Annotated in this window: 20 protein-coding genes; 18 read left to right on the top strand and 2 right to left on the bottom strand. The window is 66.6% G+C overall.

Annotated features, from left to right (window positions below):
• Positions 1-67 precede the first annotated feature (67 nt).
• Entirely contained in the window at positions 68-592 is a 525-nt protein-coding gene (locus J4D52_RS21770) for a cupin domain-containing protein (RefSeq protein WP_102677609.1), read from the top strand.
• A gap of 150 nt (positions 593-742) precedes the next feature.
• Complete coding sequence (locus J4D52_RS21765; protein ID WP_102677610.1) at positions 743-1,177, top strand: nuclear transport factor 2 family protein; 435 nt, start codon at positions 743-745, stop codon at positions 1,175-1,177.
• Between the two features lie 5 nt (positions 1,178-1,182).
• Here the strand turns inward: J4D52_RS21765 and J4D52_RS21760 are convergent, their stop codons facing one another.
• Positions 1,183-1,395, bottom strand: coding sequence for a hypothetical protein (locus tag J4D52_RS21760; RefSeq protein ID WP_124302931.1), 213 nt, complete (start codon positions 1,393-1,395; stop codon positions 1,183-1,185).
• An 88-nt stretch (positions 1,396-1,483) separates the two neighbouring features.
• Here J4D52_RS21760 and J4D52_RS21755 point away from each other — a divergent pair, with 88 nt between their 5' ends.
• From J4D52_RS21755 to J4D52_RS21690, 14 genes are all read left to right on the top strand, one after another.
• On the top strand, positions 1,484-3,625 hold the full coding sequence (locus tag J4D52_RS21755) for a TonB-dependent receptor domain-containing protein (RefSeq protein WP_051519236.1): 2,142 nt from the start codon (positions 1,484-1,486) through the stop codon (positions 3,623-3,625).
• A 62-nt stretch (positions 3,626-3,687) separates the two neighbouring features.
• The gene (locus J4D52_RS21750) at positions 3,688-5,406 is read left to right on the top strand and encodes an ABC transporter substrate-binding protein (RefSeq protein ID WP_102677611.1); all 1,719 of its coding nucleotides are present in this window, start codon (positions 3,688-3,690) and stop codon (positions 5,404-5,406) included.
• A complete protein-coding gene (locus J4D52_RS21745; RefSeq protein WP_102677612.1) occupies positions 5,403-6,335 on the top strand; it encodes an ABC transporter permease in 933 nt (310 codons plus the stop codon). Before J4D52_RS21750 ends, J4D52_RS21745 begins: the two co-directional genes overlap by 4 nt.
• A 19-nt stretch (positions 6,336-6,354) precedes the next feature.
• Positions 6,355-7,623, top strand: coding sequence for an acyl-CoA dehydrogenase family protein (locus J4D52_RS21740; protein ID WP_102677613.1), 1,269 nt, complete (start codon positions 6,355-6,357; stop codon positions 7,621-7,623).
• Between the two features lie 23 nt (positions 7,624-7,646).
• Positions 7,647-8,990, top strand: a complete 1,344-nt coding sequence (locus J4D52_RS21735) for an LLM class flavin-dependent oxidoreductase (protein WP_025808940.1) — start codon at positions 7,647-7,649, stop codon at positions 8,988-8,990.
• Positions 8,991-9,018: 28 nt separating this feature from the next.
• Positions 9,019-10,071 carry an NADP(H)-dependent aldo-keto reductase gene (locus tag J4D52_RS21730; protein ID WP_102677614.1) on the top strand — a complete coding sequence of 351 codons (1,053 nt, stop codon included), beginning with the start codon at positions 9,019-9,021 and terminating at the stop codon, positions 10,069-10,071.
• Between the two features lie 29 nt (positions 10,072-10,100).
• Positions 10,101-10,997 carry an ABC transporter permease gene (locus J4D52_RS21725; protein WP_102677615.1) on the top strand — a complete coding sequence of 299 codons (897 nt, stop codon included), beginning with the start codon at positions 10,101-10,103 and terminating at the stop codon, positions 10,995-10,997.
• Entirely contained in the window at positions 10,994-12,664 is a 1,671-nt protein-coding gene (locus J4D52_RS21720) for an ABC transporter ATP-binding protein (protein WP_102677616.1), read from the top strand. Before J4D52_RS21725 ends, J4D52_RS21720 begins: the two co-directional genes overlap by 4 nt.
• 157 nt (positions 12,665-12,821) lie before the next feature.
• Positions 12,822-13,310 carry an AAA family ATPase gene (locus tag J4D52_RS21715; RefSeq protein WP_102677617.1) on the top strand — a complete coding sequence of 163 codons (489 nt, stop codon included), beginning with the start codon at positions 12,822-12,824 and terminating at the stop codon, positions 13,308-13,310.
• 343 nt (positions 13,311-13,653) lie between these two features.
• Positions 13,654-14,862, top strand: a complete 1,209-nt coding sequence (locus J4D52_RS21710; RefSeq protein WP_102677618.1) for an acyl-CoA dehydrogenase family protein — start codon at positions 13,654-13,656, stop codon at positions 14,860-14,862.
• Position 14,863: 1 nt separating this feature from the next.
• On the top strand, positions 14,864-15,412 hold the full coding sequence (locus J4D52_RS21705) for a GNAT family N-acetyltransferase (protein ID WP_102677619.1): 549 nt from the start codon (positions 14,864-14,866) through the stop codon (positions 15,410-15,412).
• A gap of 35 nt (positions 15,413-15,447) precedes the next feature.
• Positions 15,448-16,812: an MFS transporter gene (locus tag J4D52_RS21700; RefSeq protein ID WP_102677635.1), complete on the top strand. Its 1,365-nt coding sequence runs from the start codon at positions 15,448-15,450 to the stop codon at positions 16,810-16,812.
• Positions 16,809-17,321, top strand: coding sequence for a GNAT family N-acetyltransferase (locus tag J4D52_RS21695; protein WP_102677620.1), 513 nt, complete (start codon positions 16,809-16,811; stop codon positions 17,319-17,321). The genes J4D52_RS21700 and J4D52_RS21695 overlap by 4 nt, the downstream gene beginning before the upstream one ends.
• Before the next feature lie 84 nt (positions 17,322-17,405).
• Positions 17,406-19,226: an ABC transporter ATP-binding protein gene (locus J4D52_RS21690; protein ID WP_102677621.1), complete on the top strand. Its 1,821-nt coding sequence runs from the start codon at positions 17,406-17,408 to the stop codon at positions 19,224-19,226.
• Between the two features lie 263 nt (positions 19,227-19,489).
• Here J4D52_RS21690 and J4D52_RS21685 read toward each other — a convergent pair whose 3' ends face one another.
• Positions 19,490-20,398, bottom strand: a complete 909-nt coding sequence (locus tag J4D52_RS21685) for a LysR substrate-binding domain-containing protein (protein WP_025808930.1) — start codon at positions 20,396-20,398, stop codon at positions 19,490-19,492.
• A gap of 317 nt (positions 20,399-20,715) precedes the next feature.
• Between J4D52_RS21685 and J4D52_RS21680 the strand changes: the two genes are divergently transcribed.
• Both J4D52_RS21680 and ycaC read left to right on the top strand, forming a co-directional pair.
• A complete protein-coding gene (locus tag J4D52_RS21680) occupies positions 20,716-21,405 on the top strand; it encodes an isochorismatase family protein (protein WP_102677622.1) in 690 nt (229 codons plus the stop codon).
• Positions 21,406-21,474: 69 nt separating this feature from the next.
• Positions 21,475-22,101, top strand: coding sequence for an isochorismate family cysteine hydrolase YcaC (gene ycaC / locus J4D52_RS21675; protein ID WP_053279120.1), 627 nt, complete (start codon positions 21,475-21,477; stop codon positions 22,099-22,101).
• Positions 22,102-22,136: the final 35 nt, after the last annotated feature.

Below are 22,136 nucleotides of genomic sequence, written 5' to 3'. Positions count from 1 at the left end.
CGGCCCAGGGGCGCCAGGGCGAGGCGCTGCTACGCTGGGAGCAACTCCCTGACCTGTGATCCTCGACATGACTGACCAGCTCCCGCCCAAGCCTGATTGCAGCGCACAACAACTGCTCACCGCCCTCAACCTGGAACCGCATACGGAAGGCGGCTACTACCGCCGGACCTTCCAGACGGACCAGCGGCCGATGCTCGCCAGCGCGGGTGGGCAGCGTTACTTGATGACCTCCATCTATTACCTGCTGACCGGGGATTCACCCATCGGTCACTTCCATCTGAACCAGTCCGACATCCTGCATTACTTCCACCTCGGAGACGCCCTCGAATACTGCCTGCTGTTCCCGGATGGCCGCCTGGAAACCCGAGTGATGGGCAGCGATGTGTTGGCCGGTCAGTGCTTGCAACTGCATGTTCCCGGCGGCGTGTGGAAGGCCTCGCGGCTGCTGCCCGGTGCAGCGGGCTACGGCCTGATCAGTGAGGCGGTGTGCCCCGGATTCGACTACGCGGACATGCAGCTGGGCTGCAAGCGCCAGCTCAGCGAAGGCTTCCCGCAGCACGCCAGACTGTTCGAGCAACTCTGCCAGTCCTGAAGAGGGCCGCCACGGGGATTGCTCATTGCGATCAGTCAAGTGTCACTTGCGATCATTGTTGCGCGCCGTGCCCGGCGCTTATGGTGACCCGGTCAATCGCACCGAACCACAGCTCCCAAGTCCGACCCTTACAAGCGACAGGAGAACACCATGTCCGATCTGAAACTGCATCCCCAGGCTGCCGCCTCGCTGCAACGCTGGCACGCCATGCTTGCCCAGGGTGACCTGAGCGCCTTGCCTGAACTGCTGGATTCGAAAGTGGTATTCCGCTCGCCCATGGCCCATACGCCTTATCCGGGCGCGCCGGTGGTCTCGACCATCCTCAATACCGTGTTCAAGGTGTTCAGCGACTTCGCCTATCACCGCGAACTGGTCACCGCCGATGGCCTGAGCGTGGTGCTGGAGTTCAGCGCAAGGGTCGGCGAGCGGCAGATCAAGGGCATCGACCTGATCCGCTTCGACGAAGCCGGCAAGATCGTCGAGTTCGAGGTGATGGTCCGTCCCATGAGCGGCCTGCAGGCCCTCGGCGAGGAAATGGCGCGCCGCCTGGCGCCTTATCTGGCGGCGAGCAAGGCGTCTGGCTGAGCGGATCAGCGAGAGCAGGGCGGCCAGCCATTGGCCAGGAAAACGGGCGCCGTGGCAGGCGCCCGTTTTTCATTGGGCTCACCGGCAATCGATGGACTGGACGCCTCCAGCTGTCCGCCAGGCAACAGCGGCTGAACACTCACGTCGTTTTGCAACAACCCGCTTGCTCCAGCCAACTCCTTGAAAGCCAACAGATAAAGCACTTTGCCATTTGGCATGGTCGGTGCATTGGCCCAAGGGAGATTGACTATACCTATAGAAACTCGCCTATTTTTTAATCAGGTGGGGAGCAAGACCTTGAAGCATGTGTCTCTGACAACAGCCGCGACAACCGCAACAACCTTCCGTCATTCCTCTTTATTCGCCGTAGGCACCGCGGTACTCGGTCTGGCCTCTGGGGCCTCGGCCGCCGAGGCTCCGGTGGCCGGCGAGAAGCGCCTGGGCACGGTCACGGTCGAGGCGGCCAAGCAGACAGCCGCGCAAGCCGCCCAGGCGGCACTCGACGAGATCCCCGGCGGCACCAGCCTGGTGACCCAGGCAGAGGTGGAGAAGGGCCGCTCGGCGACCCTCGAAGACACCCTGGCCTATCAGCCCGGGGTGTATGCCCAGGCGGCGGGCGGCAACGATGCGATCAAGATTTCCATCCGCGGCTCCGGGGCCAATACCTCGCCGGGTTATTTCCGCGAGGGCACCAAGTTCCTGTTCGACGGCCTGGCCCTGACCGGCCCGGGCGGCACGCCCTATGAGCTGCTGGATACCCAGGGCCTGAACTACACCGAGGTACTGCGCGGCGCGAATGCCTTCGAATACGGTGCCTTGTCCCTGGGGGGCGCGATCAACTTCGTGACCAACTCGGGGCTGACCGCGCCGGGTAACCGGATCAAGGTCGAGGGCGGCAGTTTCGGCTGGCAGAAACAGACCCTCAGCACCGGCGGTGTAGTGGGGGATGGCGATTACTTCGTCAGCGTCGACAATTCGCGGCGCGACGGTTACCAGGATTTCACCTTCACCAAGGCCAAGGGTGTGGTGACCAACTTCGGTTATCGCTTCAACCCGAAACTGGAAACCCGCCTCTACGTGCGCTACCGCGAGGAGTACCACGAGAACTCGGCACCGCTGACCCGCGCGCAGATCAAGCACGACTCGTCGAAGACCACCGCCGCCGTGCGCGATGCCCGGGGCGACTCGACCAAGCGCGGCTCGACCTGGGTCGGCAGCAAGACCACCTACACCTTCGACGACGATGCCACCCTCGAAGCCGGGCTGGTGTACCACAATTACCCGCAGATCCTCAGCCGCCAGAGCAGCGTCAACCCCAACTACTGGGACTGGCGCGACATCAACTATTCGCTCAAGTACAGTCGCCACGACCAGGTGTTCGGCCTGCCGAGCACCACCACCGTCGGTTGGAGCAGCACCGAGCATATCCGCTCCGGGGTGCGTACCTACCGGGGCGACAAGGACCTGGGCGTGCTGCAGAAACAAGTCGAGTACGACGGCTCGTTCGACCATGTGTTCACCCTCGGCAACGACCTCGGCCTGACCGACAACCTGTACCTGTCCAGCGGGCTCTCGGCGATCGAGATCAAGCGCGATATCAACGTCACCTTCAGCGACCGCGCCAACACCAGCGGCCTGCCGGATCATTACCGCTATGACGAGTGGAAGCTCGCGCCGCGCGCCGGCCTGCGTTATTACCTGACCCCGGATGTCCAGGTGTTCGCCAACGCCAGCCGCTCCATCGACCCGCCCAGCTCCTGGTCCAGCTCCGGTTCCGGGGTCACCAGCAACTACGCCAAGCCGCTGGTGCCGCAAAGCGCCAACACTGTGGAGTTCGGCATCCGTGGCAAGAACGCGATCTTCGACGGCAGCCTGACCCTGTACAAATCCTGGATCAAGAACGAGCTGCTTAACGTCGAAGTGCTCCCGGCCACCCGCACCACAGCCGCGGTGGTCTCCACCTCGAACGCCACGCCGACCATTCACCAGGGCGTCGAGGCCGGGCTCACCACGCGGCTCTGGCAAGGCGGCAACGGCGACGTGCTGAGCTGGCGCCAGGCCTATACCCTCAACGACTTCCACTACCGCAACGACCCGCTGTTCAGCCAGAACGAGCTGCCGGGCCTGCCCAAGCATGTCTACCAGGGCGAACTGTTCTACCAGTACGCCAACGGCTTCTACGCCGGGATCAACGTGCGCGCGGTGTCGAGCACCGCGGTGGACTACGCCAACACCTTCTACGCCCCGTCCTACACCCTGTGGGGCGCGCGCTTCGGCTACGACGACCCGGGCAAGAAGTGGCAGCTGTACCTGGACCTGAAGAACCTCACCGACCAGAACTACGTGACCGCCGTGCTGCCGACCTACAACGCCAACGGCCGCGACACCGCGTCGCTGTACCCGGGCGACGGCTTCGGTGCCTTCACCGGTATCGCCTACAACTTCTGAGCCAGCGCGGCTGCTGCCCGGCGCGTCCCACGACGGCGACCGGGCAGTGGTGGGAGACAGCAATGACCCTGACCACAAGGCTCGCCCGCCTGGCGGCGCTCGTCGCCGTGATGGCGTTGGCCGCCTGCAAGCCGGCTGGCGAGGCGCCACGCATCGGTGACGGCCAACCGAGTGACGGCCGGCTGGACAACGGCAGCCTCAGCTACGCCGCCGAGGACTACCGTGAAAGCGCGCCCGGCAAACCTGGCGGCACCCTGCGGGTGTCGACTTCGTCCGACACCACCACCCTCGACGTGCATTCGATTTCCCACGGCAATGTGCAGTGGCTGGGGCGGATCCTGTTCGACTGCCTGCTGTACCAGGACGAGCAGGGCAATATCTCGCCCTGGCTGGCCAAGTCCTGGGAGATCTCCGCCGACGGCAAGACCTACACCTTTCACCTGCGCGACGACGTGACCTTCAGCGACGGCGAGAAATTCAACGCCCGGGCGCTGCAGGTCAACCTCGAACACATGCGCGACCCAGCCACCAAGTCGCCCCTGGCGGCGGCCTACATCGCGCCCTATGTCGACGGCCGGATCGTCGATGAGTACACCTTCGAGGCACATCTGCGCGAAGCCTATACGCCGTTCCTCGACGTGCTCGCCCAGTCCTGGCTGAGCATGATCTCGCCGCGGCAGATCCTCGAGGCGCCAAAGACCATCGCCGAACGGCCGATCGGCTCCGGGCCCTTCGTGCTGGAAAGCTACACCCGCGACCAGGGCGCCAGCTTCGTCCGGCGCAAGGGCTACAACTGGGCGCCGCCGGTCACACGGCACCAGGGCGAAGCCTATCTGGAACGCCTGGAGCTGAGCATCGTGCCCGAGCCGATGATCCGCTTCAGCGCCCTGGAGTCGGGCCAGTCGGATTTCACCGTGGACGCCCCGGCGCAGAATGCCCGGGCCATCCGCGCCAACCCCGAGTTGCAGATGCGCAGTCGGATCCGCAAGGCCAACCCGTTTCGCAGCCTGACCTTCAACGTCGAGCGTTTTCCCTTCGAGGACGTGCAGGTGCGCCGGGCGGTGGCCAAGGCCATCGACCGCGAAGGCCTGGCCTGGATCACCGGGTTTGGCGAGTACCTGCCCAAGGGCGATTTCCTCGCTGCCAACACCCGCTACTACGACCCGGCGTTCAAGGATGTGCTGGCGTACGACGTCGACGCCGCCAACCGCATCCTCGACCAGGCCGGCTGGAGCCAGCGCGATGCCCAGGGCTACCGGGTCAAGGACGGCCAGCGGCTGGCGGCGCGGCTGTTGACCTACGAAACCGGGGCTTTTCCCAGCAGCGTGCCGGTGGCGATCCAGGCCGACCTGAAGAAGATCGGCTTCGAGATGGCCATCGACCAGTTGCCCCTGGCCCAGGTCACCGAGCGCCGCTACGCGAGCAACTTCCAGGCAATCGCCGGCGGCTACTGGCACACCAACACCCCGGACGGCCTGTTCATCCTCTACCACAGCCAGGCGATCAGCACGCCCAAGCTGATCGGGCAGAACGCCGGGCGCTTCCGGGATACCGAGCTGGACCGGGCCTTGTCCGCCGCTCGCCAACTGCAAGACCCGGTCGAGCTGGCCGCGGCCTACCGGATTGCCCAGCAACGCCTGGTGGAAACCGTGCCCGCTGTGCCGGTGTTCGAAAGCCACGTGCTGGTGGCCTATCGCAAACAGGTCAAGGGCCTGATTTTCGACACCTCCCACAACACACCTTTTTTCACCAGCGTCTGGCTGGACCAGGAGGCCCGATGAACAGCCTGCGACTCGTCCTGCGCCGATTGTTGTCCGGGATCGGCGTGCTCTGGGGCGCCGCGACCCTGACCTTTCTCGCGCTCAACCTCAGTGCCGGCGACCCGGCCCTGGCGATCCTCGGCGGCCCGGAAGCCATGCCCAGCGCCGAGCTGATCGCCCGGGTGCGCGCCGAATACGGTCTCGACCAGCCGCTGATCGTGCAATACGGCCAGTACCTCGGGCGCCTGGCCCAAGGCGACCTGGGCGACTCCTATCGCCTGCGGATCCCGGTGGTGCAGGCAATCGGCGGGCAACTGGCGGCCACCGTGCAACTGTCGCTGGCCGCGGCGGTGCTGGCAGTGCTGCTGGCGATCGGGGTGGCGGTGCTGACCGCCAACCGCGCGCGCTGGATTCGCTCGCTGGCGTCCGGCACCGAGCTGGTGCTGTCGTCGGCGCCGTCCTTCGTCATCGGCCTGGCCCTGCTGCTGGTGTTCGCCTTCGGCTGGCACCTGTTGCCGCCTTCCGGCTCGAAGGGCTGGCGCGCGCTGATCCTGCCGAGCCTGGCCCTGGCGCTGCCGATCGCCGCGGTGCTGACCCAGGTCTTGCGCCAGGCGCTGGAAGACATCCTCGAACAACCCTTTATCGCCATGGCCCGGGCCCGCGGCCTGTCCGAGACCGGGGTGCGCCTGCGGCATGCCCTGCGGCACGCGCTGGTGCCGCTGGTGACCCTGTCGGGGTTCGTCTTCGCCAGCCTGCTCGGCGGGGCGGTGGTGATCGAGCTGCTGTTCGCGCGCCAGGGCATCGGCCGGCTGATGCTCGACGCGGCGAACAGCAAGGACGTGCCGTTGCTGCTGGGGATCACCCTGCTGGCGGCGGCGATTTATGTGGTCGTCAACTTTCTGGTCGACCTGATCAATCACTGGGTCGATCCGCGTGCGAAAGCCGTGTGAAACCCCGCAAGGACCTGTCATGACTGCACATCCACCCAAACCCCAGTCTTACTCCGCGTTGCATGAGCGCTTGCGCCCGTTGTTCGAGCGCATCGCCGCCGGTGCCATCGAGCGCGAGCAGCAACGCAGCCTGGCGTTCGACGCCGTCGGCTGGCTGCGCGAAGCCGGGTTCGCGGCGTTGCGGGTGCCGCTTGCCCACGGCGGCGCCGGAATCAGCCTGCCAGTGCTGTTTCGCTTGTTGATCGACCTGGCCGCGGCCGACTCGAACCTGCCGCAGATCGTCCGCGCCCATTTCGGTTTCGTCGAAGGGCGCCTGTCCAGTGGCGACAGCGCGTCCCAGACCTACTGGTTCGCCAAGGTGCTGGACGGTCAGTTGTGGGGCGCGGCCATGGCCGAGCGCGGCGACAGCACCAGCAACTCAGTGCGGCTCAGCGCCGCCGACCCGCAGAATCCCGGCGCCGGCTGGCTGCTGGACGGCGAGAAGTACTACTGCACCGGGGCGATCTACGCCGACTGGGTCGCCGCCGTGGCCATGCTGGACGAGGATTTCGTCAGCGTGGTGGTGGCGGTGGACGCCCCCGGGGTCAGCCGCGAAGACGACTGGGACGGCTTCGGCCAGCGCCTGACCGGCAGCGGCACCACCCGTTTCCAGCAGGTCGCGGTGCCCAGCGAGCATGTGCTGCGGCGCTTCAAGCCCGGCGAGCTGCGCGCCGAGTCGTACCTGTCGGCCTTCTATCAGCTGTTCCACCTGGCGACCCTGGCCGGCATCGCCCGCGCGGTGCTGCAGGACGCCACGCTGTTCGTCCAGGGCCGCACCCGCGCCTTCGGCGTGCCGGGCCAGTCCAGCCCCAAGGACGATCCCCTGGTGCAGCGGGTGATCGGGCGCTTGTCGAGCCTGGCCTATGCCAGCGAGACCCTGGTGCTCGGCGCCGCCGAGGTGCTCGAAGGCGTGCACCAGGCCGAACTCGCCGGCACGGTACGGGAGTCCGACTACGTCGAGGCGGATATCCGCGTGTACCAGGCCCAGCAGATCGTGCTCGAACAGGCGCTGGAAGCCACCACTTTGCTCTTCGAAGTCGGTGGAGCTTCGGCCACCAGCCAGGCCCGGCGCCTCGACCGGCACTGGCGCAACGCCCGCACTCTGGCTTCGCACAACCCGGCGATCTACCGCGAGCGGGCGCTGGGCAACTACTACCTCAACGGCATCAGCCCGGGCGCCGCCTGGCGCGCCCTGCATGAGCAGGACGCGGCCAGCGGCGGCGCGCGCGATGAAGCCAGCGCCGTCTGAACCCCACCTTCGCAGGAGTGACCATGAGCCAGCCTGAACAGCAGATGAGTATCGGCATGAACATCCTCGGCTTCGGCGCCCACGCCGCGGCCTGGCGCAAGGCCGAAGTGGCGGCCGACGCTTACCTGGACGTCGAGTATTACCGCAACATCGCGCGGATTTCCGAGCGCGGCTGCCTGGATGCGATCTTTCTCGCCGATGGCCCGGCGCTGGTCGGCGATGTTGCCCGGCAACCGGCCGGGCGCCTGGAACCGACGGTGCTGCTGACCGCGGTGGCCCTGGCGACCCGGCATATCGGGGTGATCGCCACGGCGTCGAGCAGCTACAACGACCCGTACAACCTGGCCCGGCGTTTCAGCTCGCTGGACCATATCAGCGGCGGCCGCGCGGCCTGGAACGTGGTGACCAACGCCGGCGACGCCGCGGCGCAGAACTTTGGCCTGGCCGGCGCGCCACGGCATGTCGACCGTTATGCCCGGGCCGACGAGTTCATCGACGTCACCCTCAAGCTGTGGGACAGCTGGGAAGACCACGCGGTGATCGCCGACGCCGGGAGCGGGCGCTTCGCCGATCCGGCGAAGATCCATGCCATCGACTTCGTCGGCCAGCACTTTTCGGTCAAGGGCCCGCTGAACCTGCCGCGTTCGCCCCAGGGTCGCCCGGTGCTGGTCCAGGCCGGCTCGTCGGAAGGCGGCAAGGCCCTGGGCTCGCGTTACGCCGATGCGATCTTCACCACCCAGACCACCCTGGTGGACGGCCAGGCTTTCTATCAGGAAATGAAACAACGCGCGCGGCAGTGGGGGCGCAACCCCGAGCACCTGAAAATCATGCCGGGACTGTCCACGGTGATCGGCAGCACCGAGGCCGAGGCCCAGGCGCGTTTCGACCAGCTCAATGCCTATCACGGCGAAGAGGGCCTGTTGCAACAGGTCGCCTCGCGGGTAGGCCTGGCGGTCGAGGAGCTGGACCCGGACGCGCCCTTGCCGTGGCAGCGGATCGGCCCGATCGAAGAGTTCGAGCGTGGCTCCCATGGTTTCCTCGAAGCCCAGTTGAACCTGGCGCGCCGGGAAAACCTCAGCATTCGCGAATTGTCGCGCCGCATCCTGGTGGGCCACCGCCTGCTGGTGGGCACCCCGGAGCAGGTGGCCGACAGCCTGGAACACTGGTTCCGCGCCGGCGCCGCCGACGGCTTCAACATCATGCCGGACGTGTTCCCGTCCGGGGTCGAGGCCTTCGTCGACCACGTGGTGCCGCTGCTGCAGAAGCGCGGGGTGTTTCGCCGCGAATACCGTGGCAGCACCTTGCGCGAGCACCTCGGCCTGCCGTATCCGGCCAGCCAGTACCAGCAGGCGGCCGTCGCCGTTTGACCCCATCCATCATCGACCTGGACAGACCATGGACTACCGCACACTTGGCAACAGCGACCTGAAGGTCAGCGCACTCGGCCTCGGCAGCATGACCTGGGGCCACCAGAACAGCGAGGCCGAGGCCCACCGGCAACTCGACGAGGCTCTGGCCCACGGCGTCAACCTGATCGACACCGCGGAGATGTACCCGACCCCGACCCACGCCGAGACCTGGGGCAGCACCGAACGCTTTATCGGCAGCTGGCTGGCCAGTCGTGGGCGCCGCGATTCCATCGTCCTGGCCAGCAAGATCATCGGCCCGGCGCGCCAGCCAGGGGCAGGGGCGCATATCCGCGACGGCCTGACCCGCCACGACCGCCGGAACATAGTCCAGGCCCTGGACGGCAGCCTCAAGCGCCTGCGCACCGACTACCTGGACCTGTACCAACTGCACTGGCCGGACCGCACCACCAATATCTTCGGCCAGCGCGAATACCCCTATGTCGACGACCCCGAGGCGATTGCCATCGGCGAGACCTTGAGCGTGCTCGCCGAGCAGGTGGCGGCGGGCAAGATCCGCCATATCGGCGTGTCCAACGAAACCCCCTGGGGCGTCGCGCAGTTCCTGCGCCAGGCCGAGATCCTCGGCTTGCCGCGGATCCTCAGCATCCAGAACCCCTACAGCCTGCTCAATCGCCTGTACGAGGGCGGGCTCTCGGAGTTCAGCCACCGTGAAGGCGTCGGCCTGCTGGCCTATTCGCCGCTGGCGTTCGGCGCGCTGACCGGCAAGTACCTGGGCGGGGCGCGGCCGGAGGGTTCGCGCCTGTCGTCGGTGTACCGCACCTTCAACCGCTACGACAGCCCGAGCGCACAGCAGGCGATAGCCGCTTATGTCGAGCTGGCGGCGGACCTGGCGGTCAGCCCGGCGCAACTGGCCCTGGCCTATGTGCTGGGCAAGCCCTTCGTCAGCAGCGCGCTGACCGGGCAGACCTCGCTGAGCCAGTTGCGGGAAAACCTCGGGGCCCTGGCGCTGCGCCTGGATGCCCAGGCACTGGCGCGTATCGAGCAGATCCACGGGACCATCCCCAATCCGGCGCCCTGAGCGTCATCCCTTAGCCTGTGGAGGTGCCCATGGCGCCCATCAATCAAAGCACGCCGGCGCCGGTCGGCCTGATCCAGGCGGTGCCCTTGTTCGCCGCCAGACGCCCGCGGGTTCTCGGTTGGGTCGTGCGTCCCGGGCTGCTGCTGGCCGGGCTGTTCGTGGTCCTGCTGCTGATCGCCGCGCTGCAACCGGCCTGGCTGGTAGCCGGCGATCCGCTGGCGGCCAATGCCCGCGAGGCGTTCCGGGCCCCGGACAGCCTGTACTGGTTGGGCACCGACGAGAACGGCCGGGACATCCTCACCCGGCTGGTCTACGCCGTGCGTCCCTCCCTGGTGCTGGGGCTGGCGGCAACCGCCATCGGCCTGCTGGTCGGTACACTGTTCGGCCTGCTCGCCGGCCTCGGCCCGCGCTGGCTGGACGGCGCGGTGATGCGCCTGGTGGATGTGCTGCTGGCGTTTCCCGACCTGCTGCTGGCCCTGGTGATCATCACCTTCTTCGGCCAGGGCCAGCTCAACACCATCATTGCCGTGGGCATCGCCAGCGTGCCGCGCTACGCCCGCCTGGTGCGCGTGCAAACCCTGGTGGTGCGCGGCGCGGCCTATGTCGAGGCGGCGACCACCCTGGGTCTCGGGCGATCCGCGGTGATCGCCCGGCATGTGCTGCCCAATGCGATCAAGCCGATCCTGATCCTGGCCACCATCGGCATCGGCGGCAACATAGTCGCCGGCGCGGCCCTGAGCTTTCTCGGTTTTGGCGCGCCGCCACCGGCGCCGGAGTGGGGCGGCATGCTCGCCATCGGCCGCAACTACCTGGGCAACGCCGGCTGGCTGGTGGCCTGGCCGGCCCTGGCAATCACCTTGACCGTGGTGTCGATCAGCGCGATCGGCCGCGAACTGCTGCGGCGCAGCGAAGGAAAACACCTATGAACCTTATTCCAGAAGGCCCCGAACCGCTGATCCGGGTCAGCGACCTGCAGGTGCGCTTCGGCGCCCATGCCGCGCCCACGCTCAAGGGCATCAGCTTCGAACTGCGGCGCGGCGAATGCCTGGCCCTGGTGGGCGAATCCGGCTCGGGCAAGAGCGTCACCTCGCGCACCCTGGCCGGGCTGACCGGGGCCAACGCGTTGATCCAGGCCAGCCGCCTGGAGTTCGCCGGGCAGGACCTGCGGCGCTTCGATGAGCGCGCCTGGCGACGGATACGCGGAGCGCAGATCGGCTTCGTCATGCAGGACGCCCTGGGTTCCCTCGACCCGCTGCGCCCGGTGGGCAAGGAGATCGCCGAACCCCTGGAGCTGCACAGCCCGCTGGACCGGGCGCAGCGCCAGGCGCGGGTACTCGAACTGCTGCGCGCGGTGGGCGTGCCGGAGCCCGAACTGCGCGCCCGCCAATACCCGTTCCAGCTCTCCGGCGGCCTGCGCCAACGGGCGCTGATCGCCTCGGCGATTGCCTGCAATCCACGGCTGCTGATCGCCGACGAGCCGACCACGGCCCTGGACGCCACGGTGCAGGCCCAGGTCCTCGACCTGCTGGAATCCCTGCGCGGCGACAGCACCGCGATGCTGATCGTCAGCCACGACCTGGCGGTGGTCTCGCGCCTGGCCAACCGGGTGGCGGTGATGCACAACGGGGTGATCGTCGAGCAGGGCAGCGTCGAGGAGGTGCTGCACGATCCGCAGCATCCCTACACCCAATTCCTGCTGCGCGCGGGCAGGGCGGTGCACTTCCGGCGCCCCGCGCCGAGTCCGCGGCCGATCCTGAGCGCGGTGGCGCCGGTCAGGGGCGAGGCGCCGCCGCTGTTGCAAGTGGATGAATTGAGCAAGGCCTTCAAGGGCCCGGACGGGCGCCTGCGCAGGGTGGTCGACGGGGTTTCCCTGCAACTGCGCCGGGGCCAGACCCTGGGCATAGTCGGCGAGTCCGGCTCGGGCAAGACCACCCTGACGCGGATGATCCTCGGCCTGGAGACCCCGGACAGCGGCGATATCCAGCTGCTGGGCCAGCTCTGGCTGAGCCTGCCTGATGCGCAGAAACGCCAGTTGCGACGCAGCATCCAGGTGGTGTTCCAGGACCCGCTGAGTTCCTTCGATCCGCGCTACAGCGTGCAGCGGGTGCTGTTCGAAGCGCTGCAGGTGGCCGGGCATCCGCGCCGTGACTGGGCGCACAAGGCCGCGGAGCTGCTGGGCCTGGTGCGCCTGGATGCGGCCTTGCTCGGCCGGCGGCCGCTCGAACTGTCCGGCGGCCAGCGCCAGCGGGTGGCCATCGCCCGGGCCCTGGCGGCCGGGCCGAAGATCCTGGTCTGCGACGAGCCGGTGTCGGCCCTCGACGTTTCGGTGCAGGCGCAGATCCTCGAACTGCTCGACGACCTCAAGCAGCGCCTGGGCCTGGCCTGCCTGTTCATTTCCCATGACCTGGGGGTGATCAACCATGTCAGCGACGCGGTGCTGGTGATGAAGGATGGCCGGGTGGTGGAGGCCGGGCCGGTGCGCGAGGTGTTCGACCATCCGCAGCATCCCTACACCCTGGCCTTGCTCGACGCGATCCCGCACCTGGAAAGCGGGCGGCGCACGTCCTTCGAATTTCTCAAGCTGGCGATCTGAAACCTGTGGCAGTACCTGTCTTTCGAGACCGCCCGCGACTCGGCGCCCGTTACCGCGACCCGACGGCGTTGAAGGCTCCGACGGCGCCGCTGCGTTTTACCTAGGCCGGTTCCTGAGGCCGACTGTCATCAGCCACATCCAGCAGGCAGGAGTCGAGATGGAGAATATTGCCCAGGTCATCAATCCCGACGATTACCTTGAAACCGAGTTTGGTCGCGAGTTCACCCCCGAGCGCAACAAGCTGGCCTGGGCGTTGGCTTATACGCGGCTGGAAACGGAGTTGGCGAGGGCCGCCGCGGGTGCCCGCCTGTATGTGGTCATGGGCGTGCAGGGCGCGGGCAAGTCGCGTTGGGTTGCGGAGAATGCCGAGCGGCTCGGCGCCCGGGCGATCGTCTTCGATGCGGCCTTGCCGGCCCGGCGGCATCGCCAGCATCTGCTGGCGCTGGCCCGGCAGTACGCGGTGCCGGTGATCGGCGTCTTCGTCCGCGCGTCCCTGGAGCAGGCGCTGTCGCGCAATGCGCGGCGCGCCTTGGACAAGCGCGTGCCCGAGGCGGCGCTGAAAAGTGTTTTCGCCATGCTCGAACCGCCCTGCGAGGCGGAGGGTTTCCTGCGGGTGGAATCGGCGGGCGAGGGCGACCTCGGCTGAGGCGTCGACGGCACTGTTGCTCAGCCAACAGTGGCCGAACAGATTGTTTGCTTGCCACCTCGTCAACGCTGGCCTCCGCGCCTGTTTACGGGACGCGAAACCCGGCATGCCTTGTGCAATAGCCTGGTTCCCGGACCCAAGGCCTACCAGCACCCATGCGAGAACCCGCCCAGCCTCCCGCAATTGCACAGCCCGCGACCCAGGTCGCACAGGATCTACCCCCCCCACGTTCGTTCGACCCGCGCTGGAGCGTCACGCCGGCCGTTGCGGCTGTCCGGTGGCCAGCGGTAGCGGGTGGCCATTGCCGGGCGATCCAGCCCCGAATGTTGCACAAGGAAATGCCATGAGCAGGTTATCCGCTGTACCCGAACGCCCGATTGTCTCGGTGGAACAACTCAATACTCGGGCCGACCGGCTGTTGCCGGAGATCGCCCAGGGCGCCGCGCAACGCGAGCGCGAGCGACAGTTGCCGTTCGAGGCGGTGGCGCAGATCGCCAAGGCGGGCTTTTTCACCTGCCGGATTCCCGGGCGCTACGGCGGCTCGGGTGGCTCGGTCAAGGATGTGATCGCGCTGCTGATCCGCATCGCCGCGGTGGACTCCAACGTGGCCCAGGCACTGCGCCCGGGCTTCGGTTTCGTCGAGGGCCTGCTGGCTTCCCGCGTCGAGGGCGCGGAGGCCGAGCGCGAGCGCTGGTTCGAACGCTACCTGCAGGGCGCGGTGCTGGGCAACGCCGGCTGGGAGGTGGGCGGCGCCAACGGCTCGATCAGCGCGCGCATCGTCCGCGACGGCGCCCATTACCGGGCCAGCGGCAGCAAGTACTACAGCACCGGGTCGTTGTATGCCGACTGGGTCAGCGCGGTGGCCCTGGACGAGAACGACCAGCCGGTGTCCTTCGTCCTGCCCCGCGATCGCCAGGGCCTGGAGCTGCTGGACGATTTCGACGCCATGGGGCAGCGCCTGACCGCCAGCGGCACCACCCACCTGCACCATGTGCAGGTCTTGGCCGAGGAGATTCGCACCCGCACCGTGGAGGAGGGCAAGCGCACCATAGTCACGCCGTTCCTGCAGCTGTTCCTGGGGGCGGTGCAGGCCGGTATCGCGCGCAATGCGCTGAACGACGCGGTGGCCTTCGCCAATGAGCATGCGCGACCGATCAAGCACAGCAGCGCCACGCGCTCGGTGGACGATCCCTATGTCGAACTCAGCGTCGGCGACATCTCGGCCCGGGCCTTCAGCGCCGAAGCGGTGGTGTTGCGCGCGGCCGAATCCATCGACCGCGCCTGGGCCGCCGATCTCGATCCGCAGGCGGTGGACCGGGCCGCGGTGGACGTGGCCCAGGCGCAATACATCGCCGCCGAGTCGGCGCTCAAGGCGGCGGAGCTGGTGTTCGACGTCGGTGGCGCCTCGACCACCGGCCGCGGCCATAACCTCGACCGGCACTGGCGCAACGCGCGCACCGTGGCCAACCACAACCCCCGGCACTGGAAGGCCGCGGCGGTCGGCGCCTGGCAACTGAAGGGAACCCCACCTCCGACCTCGGGGTTGTTCTGATATGGCGAGCGTTCAACTGCCAACGAGCCTGGACACCGCACGCCTGCGCCTGGTCAGGCCCGACCTCGAACTGGCGCCGCGGCTGGCCGAGGCGCTGAATGCCAGCTACGGGCTGCACCAGGACTTCCTGTCCTGGAGCAAGCCGCACTGGAGCACCGGCGACACCCGGGACAGCCTGCGGCGGGCCCTGGAAGACTTCCCGCAGCCGGTCGGGGAGAAGAAGTTCTTCCTGCTGTTGCGGGCTGAAACCGAACCCTTGGTGGGCTGTGTCGGGCTCAAGCCACGGTCCGGCGACGAGGGCGGTTTCGATCTCGGGTATTGGGTGCGCCAGGGCCATGCCCGGCAGGGCCTGATGAAAGAAGCGCTGGCCGCGCTGATCGGGCAACTGGCCGGCCAGCCATTGGGGTTGACCACGTCGTCGGCCAACATTGCCAGCCAGAGGCTGGCGCAGGCCGTGGGGTTTCAATGCATACAAACAATAACGGCGGCCCGCAGATCGGCGACCTTCGGTATCTGCGACACCCTGGTCTATCAACGCCCAGCGCTTTGAGCCAAGGGGCGCAGGGCAGCCAGCGCCGGGTGCCGATGATCATCGGCTGCGCGCTGTTCATGGAGTTGATCGACGCCACCGCCGTGCTCACCGCGCTGCCGCAGATGGCTCGTGACTTCAACGAGCCCAGCGTGCGGATGAACCTGGTGGTGTCCCTGTACCTGCTGGCCGTGGCGCTGTTCGTCCCGGTCAGTGGCTGGGCCGCGGACCGCTTCGGCCCGCGCCGGGTGTTCGTCAGCGCCATCCTGCTGTTCACCCTGGCCTCGGTGGCCTGTGCCAGCGCCGGTTCGCTGTTGCAACTGTCGTTGGCGCGCATGGCCCAGGGTGCCGCCGGGGCGATGATGGTGCCGGTGGGGCAGGTGATCCTGCTGCGCTGGTCGGCCCGGGACAACCTGCTGCGGGCCATGTCCTACCTGACCATTCCGGCGCTGATCGGCCCGGTGCTGGGGCCGCCCCTGGGCGGTCTGCTGGTGACCTTGCTGTCGTGGCAGTGGATCTTCCTGATCAATGTGCCCATCGGCATCCTCGGGGTGCTGTTGGTGCTGCGCTACATCCCCGACTATCCCGGCGCCCGCGGGCGGCCCCTGGATGGCCTGGGGCTGCTGCTCAGCGGCGTCGGCCTGGGCGGCCTGGTCTTCGGTTTCGAGGCGTTCGGCCACGGCCTGCTGGAACGGCATTGGGCGTTGGCGCTGATCGTCGCCGGGGGGCTTTGCGCCGCTTTGTACGTCAGGCATGCCAGGCGCGTGGCGCAGCCGCTGATCGATCTTTCGTTGCTGAGCATCCCGACCTTCCGCCTGAGTTTCTGGGGCGGCAACCTGCTGCGCCTTGGCAGTGCCTCGCAGCCATTCCTGCTGGTGCTGCTGTTCCAGCTGTGTTTCGGCCTCAACCCGCTGCAGGCCGGGCTGCTGAGTTTTGCCAGCGGCGCGGGGGCGTTCCTGATGAAGCTGCTGGCGGTGCGGATCGTCAGTCGCTTCGGCTTTCGCCGCACCCTGACCGTCAACGCGCTGCTCACCGGGCTGACGATAGCGGCCTGCGCCAGCTTTAATATTTCCACGCCGTACTGGGTGGTGATCCTGCTACTGTTTGGCAGCGGCATCATCCGCTCCCTGCAGTTCAGCACCCTGGGCGCCTTGACCTACGCCGACGTACCCGCCGAGCTGTCCAGCCGCGCCAGCAGCCTGGCGGCCATGACCATCCAGCTGAGCATGAGCCTGTCGGTGGGTGTCGCGGCGGCGCTGCTCAGCCTGGTCATGGCGCTGCGTGGCCACGTCGGCATCGCGGAAAACGACGTGGCCCTGGTGATGCTGATCGGCGGTGTGTTTTGCGCCTTGTCAGCAGTGGTGTTCCGCAGGCTTTCGCCGGTGGCAGGTGCCGCCGTGTATACAGGAGGTAGTCAATGATTCGCGTCGCTCGTCCCACGGATGCCCCGGCCATTGCCCAGGTGCAGATTCGCAGCTGGCAACAGGCCTATCGTGGGCTGATGCCCGATGATTACCTGGCCGCCCTGGACCGCACCCAGGAGCAGCGCCAGGCCTGGTGGAAACAGTCGATCGAACAGGGTTCGCCCGAGGTGTTCGTGGCCCTGGTCGATGAACGAGTGATAGGTTGGATCGCTGTCGGCAGCAGCCGCGACGAGGATGTGGACCAGCGCGAAACCGCCGAGGTCATGGCCTTCTACTTGCTGGCCGAGCACTGGGGGACAGGTGTTGGGCGCACCCTCTGGACAACGGCCGTGGAGCATCTGCGCGGCCAGGGTTTCCAGGCGCTGAGCTTGTGGGTGCTGCTCGACAATACACGGGCCACAGGCTTCTACCGCAAGGCCGGGCTGCTGGCCGACAACAGCTCGCAGCGCAGCATAGCCAGGGGGGGCTGGGCGCTGGAGGAAATCCGCTACCGGGCAACGCTTTGAACGCAATATTTCAACGGGCGCCAGCGCGCCCATTCTTGCCTGGAAGCTGCGCGGCCACAGGTTTTATCCAGGAAACCATCGGTCATGAGTTCATCCTCCTCGCCTTCGCGCGATCGCCACTACAGCCACTGGAAAGTCGAGCATCTGCCTGCCACGCCGGCGGCTTTCGTGCGGTTTTTCGCCAGCCACTTCAAGCTCTGGTACCTAGCGATTCATCTGCTGCAGATCGCTGCGGTGGTCTGCACCATTCTCGTTCCCTGGGGCCTGGGGCAGATCACCCGCACGGTCAGCAACGGCCTGGACAGTGCCCACGCCTTCGAGGTGTTGCGGTGGCCCCTGACGTTGTTTGCCGCGCTGCTGGTGGGCGAAGTGCTGTTCACCCGAGCCGCCGCCGGTTGCCACATTCATGTGTTGCCGCTACAGCGGCGCATGGTTACCCATGTGGTGTTCGCCTACCTGCAACAGCATTCCCATCGCTTTATCAGCAATGAGTTCGCCGGCGCCCTGGCGCACAAGGTGTCCGAGATCGCCCTGGGGGTGAACCAGGCGCTGGGTATCCTGCTGTTCGACCTGATCCCCCTGGTGGCGACCCTGAGCCTGGCCACCGTGCTGCTGTGGAGCGCGTCACCGGTGCTGGCGCTGTTCATGGCTGCCTGGTCGCTGCTGTTCATTGCCATCTGCTACCTGCTGGCCCGGCGCAGCCACCCCCTGGCCCAGCAATACTCGGCGGCGCGCAGCACCAGCAATGGCAAGGTGGTGGATGCGGTGTCGAACCTGGCCAATATCCGCCTGTTTGCCCGGCATGCCTTCGAACACCGCTACCTGGGCAGCTTCCTCGACAAGGAGGTGAAGGCGGCCAACCGCTCCCTGGGCTACATGGAGAAGATCCGCTGGTTCCAGACCAGCTGCGGCGTGGTGCTCAAGCTCGGCCTGCTGTTGCTGGCGCTGTACCTGTGGCGCACCCAGCGCATCGATATCGCCTCATTCGTCATGGCCACCAGCCTGTCGCTGCTGATCATCAATGATGTCGGCAACCTGTCCCGGCGTTTCCTGGAGTTGTTCGAGGCCACCGGCAACATCGCCAACGGCGTGAACACCCTGATCCGTCCCCATGAGGTGATCGACCAACCCCAGGCCCAGCCCTTGCGGATCCAGCGCGGGGATATCGAGTTCCGCAGTGTCGGCTTTGCCTACGGTACGGGGCCGGCGATTTTCCAGCAGTTGAATATCCTCATCCCGGCCGGGCAGAAGGTCGGCCTGGTGGGGGCTTCCGGCTCCGGCAAGTCGACCCTGGTCAACCTGCTGCTGCGCCTGTACGACGTGCAGCAAGGCGCGGTGCTGATCGACGGGGTGGATGTGCGCAGCGTGACCCAGCATTCCCTGCACCAACAGATCGGTCTGATTCCCCAGGAGCCGGGGCTGTTCCACCGCAGCATCCGCGAGAACATCCATTACGGTCGCCTGGACGCCTCGCCGGAAGAACTGGCGCAAGCCATCCACCGCGCCGGCGCCAGCGAGTTCATCGAGGGCATGGAACTGGGTTATGAATCACTGGTGGGCGAGCGCGGCGTCAAGTTGTCCGGCGGCCAGCGGCAACGCATCGCCATCGCCCGGGTGTTGCTGAAGAACGCACCGATCCTGGTGATGGACGAAGCGACATCGAGCCTCGACTCGATCACCGAGCGCTTTATCCAGGACAAGCTGGACGAAATCATGGAAGACAAGACCGTGCTGGTGGTGGCGCACCGGCTGTCCACCGTGGCCCATCTGGACCGGATCCTGGTGTTCGACAAGGGCCGGGTGGTCGAGGACGGCAGCCACGAACAACTGCTGCGCCAGGGTGGGCAGTATCATCGGCTGTGGCGTCGCCAGTTCGACGAAGTCCTGGACGAGTCGCCGGTTTAGGCGAAAACCGGGTGTTTAAAAAAGAGAAGCGGCGCGCTGCAAGATCGCGCTGTGCCCGCGCGGCGTCCGCTACGCCACCGCGGCCAACACCGCCTATGACACCAAGGGGCGGGACTCGGCGAATTTCTATCCGGGGGATGCGTTCAACCTCACCCCCGAGGTGGCGTTTCGTTTCTAGGAGCTAAAGGCCGACTTGCCAGGCCACGGCATCGCGCACGTTGATCGGGGACCGGGCAAGGCGGCAGAACCGCGTATTCGCGCGGTTATTCGCTGGGTTCCTGGGCAAAGGAGGTGGCGAGGAAGTCGATCAGCGTGCGTACCGAAGGGCGCAAGCCTCGGCGCGACGGGAACACTGCGGTGATCACCCCTTCGGCGGGTTGCCAGGACCCCAGCAGTCGCTGCAACTGGCCGCTCGCCAGTTCGTCGCGGACCACCGCCAGGGGCAGGTTGGCGATGCCGGCGCCTTCCAGCACTGCACTCTTGAGCACCGCCATGTCGTCGCTGAGCAGCCGGGGCGTGTGGACGATCTGTGCGGTCGCGCCGCAGGTGTCGCGCAATTGCCACCAGTGGCTGGACTGCCCGGCGCTGGTCCAGCCGATGCTGGGCAGCTCGGCCAGGTCCTCGGGGGACTCCAGCGGGCCATGGCGGCGGACAAAGTCTGAGCTCGCCACCAGTACCTGCGGGCTTTTGCTCAGGACCTTCATCACCAGCTCACTGTCGTCCAGCGGTGGAAAACACAGGCTCAGGGCGATGTCGAAACCTTCACTGATGATGTCGACCCGCCGGTTGTAGCTCTTCACATAGAGCTCGACAGCCGGGCACTGGACCATGAATTTGCCAATCAGTGGCGCCACCCAGTAGTTCAGCAGCGGGGTGCTGCAACTCAGCCTGACCACGCCCCGGGGTTCGGACCTGTTCTGTTCGATGAGGTCTTCGGCCGACTCTGCTTCGGCCATCATCGCCACGCAATGCCGGTAGTAGGCCTGGCCGATTTCGGTGACCTGGAATTGCCGGGTCGAACGCTGGATCAGGCGCACTCCCAGGCGGGTTTCCAGCTGGTTGACCCTGCGGCTCAAGGTCGACTTGGGCATGTTCAGCGCCCGGCCGGCCGCCGCGAAGCCGCTGTGTTCGACCACTTTGGCGTAAAGGAAGAGTTCGTTCAGATCGATCATCGACAATCGCGTTGTTCCAATAATGAGACGGTGCAGTCTAATTCAATGACTACCGGCACCCAAGGCCGGCCACTAAGGTAGTGCCCTTGAGCCGATTTGCGCGGCTGGTGGGGCAGTCATGAGGCCCGTCCTGTCAGCAGTCGTGGTTACACCGCTGGAACAGTCGAGAGGGGGCAGTCAGGTAAACGACTGCCGCCAGGACTTCGGGGCCGGCCCATGGCCCAGCCCCCACCCAGGCTTGCCCAGGACGGCAGCCAGCGCCGAGCATCCAGCCCGTTCCCCATGCCATGAGGGCACCCTACGCAGGAGAAATGGAAATGAGCACAACAGGACACGCAGCCAACTTCAATGGGGCCAAACCGACCATTGATCCGACCGACACAGCGATGTTGCTGATCGATCACCAGAGCGGACTGTTCCAGATCGTCAAGGACATCGAGGTTCCCCAGCTGCGGGCCAATGCCATCGCCCTGGCCAAGGCGGCCAGCCTGCTGAAGATCCCGGTGATCACCACCGCGTCGGTGCCCCAGGGCCCCAACGGCCCCTTGATCCCGGAGATCCAGGAAGCCGCTCCCCACGCCCGGTACGTGGCGCGCAAAGGCGAGATCAACGCCTGGGACAATCCCGAGTTCGTCGCCGCGGTAAAAGCCACCGGCAAGAAGACCCTGGTGATCGCCGGCACCCTGACCAGTGTCTGCCTGGCATTTCCGTCGATTGCCGCGGTGCATGCCGGCTACAAGGTGTTCGCGGTGGTCGACGCCTCGGGCAACCATTCGCGGCTGGCCACCGATCTGACAATCGCTCGCCTGGCCCAGGCCGGGGTGGTGCCGATCGACATCATGGCCACGCTCTCCGAACTGCAGGGCTCGTGGAACCGTCCCGATGCCGAGGACTGGGCACGCGTCTACACCCAGGCGATGCCGCACTACCAACTGCTGATCGAGAGCTACATCAAGGCTCAGCAAGTGGCCAACAATCACGAAACCCTCGACTCCCAGCGCAGCTGAACAGGGCCGGGGCTTTCTGCCTTTCCAGCGCAAACCATCGGGGTTTGCGCTGTTTCTCTGGAGATGGACATGACCACTACCTACAAGCGTCTCGACAAGAACAACGCCGCCGTGCTGCTGGTGGATCACCAGGCCGGCCTGCTGTCCCTGGTGCGCGACATCGACCCGGACAAGTTCAAGAACAACGTGCTGGCCCTGGCCGACCTGGCCAAGTACTTCCAGCTGCCGACCATCCTCACCACCAGCTTCGAGACCGGCCCCAACGGTCCACTGGTGCCCGAGCTCAAGGCGCTGTTCCCGGACGCGCCCTACATTGCCCGGCCGGGCCAGATCAATGCCTGGGACAACGAGGACTTCGTCAAGGCGATCAAGGCCACCGGCAAGAAGCAGCTGATCATCGCCGGCGTAGTGACCGAGGTTTGCGTGGCGTTCCCGGCGCTGTCGGCCCTGGAAGAAGGCTTCGAGGTGTTCGTGGTCACCGACGCTTCCGGCACCTTCAATGAGCTGACCCGCGATTCGGCCTGGAACCGCATGTCCACCGCCGGCGCCCAGTTGATGACCTGGTTCGGCCTGGCCTGCGAGCTGCACCGCGACTGGCGCAACGATATCGAGGGCCTGGGCACCCTGTTCTCCAACCACATCCCGGACTACCGCAACCTGATCACCAGCTACAACACGCTGACTTCCGGCAAGTAACCTCCGGGCAAGGGCTGCCGCTCCTGGCAGCCCTT

This window comes from Pseudomonas sp. GW460-12-10-14-TSB1, from assembly GCF_017349775.1.
In the GTDB taxonomy this organism is placed as follows: domain Bacteria; phylum Pseudomonadota; class Gammaproteobacteria; order Pseudomonadales; family Pseudomonadaceae; genus Aquipseudomonas; species Aquipseudomonas piscium.
The sequence above is the reverse complement of the archived record's forward strand: the minus strand, read 5'-3'. Positions and strand labels throughout refer to the sequence as shown.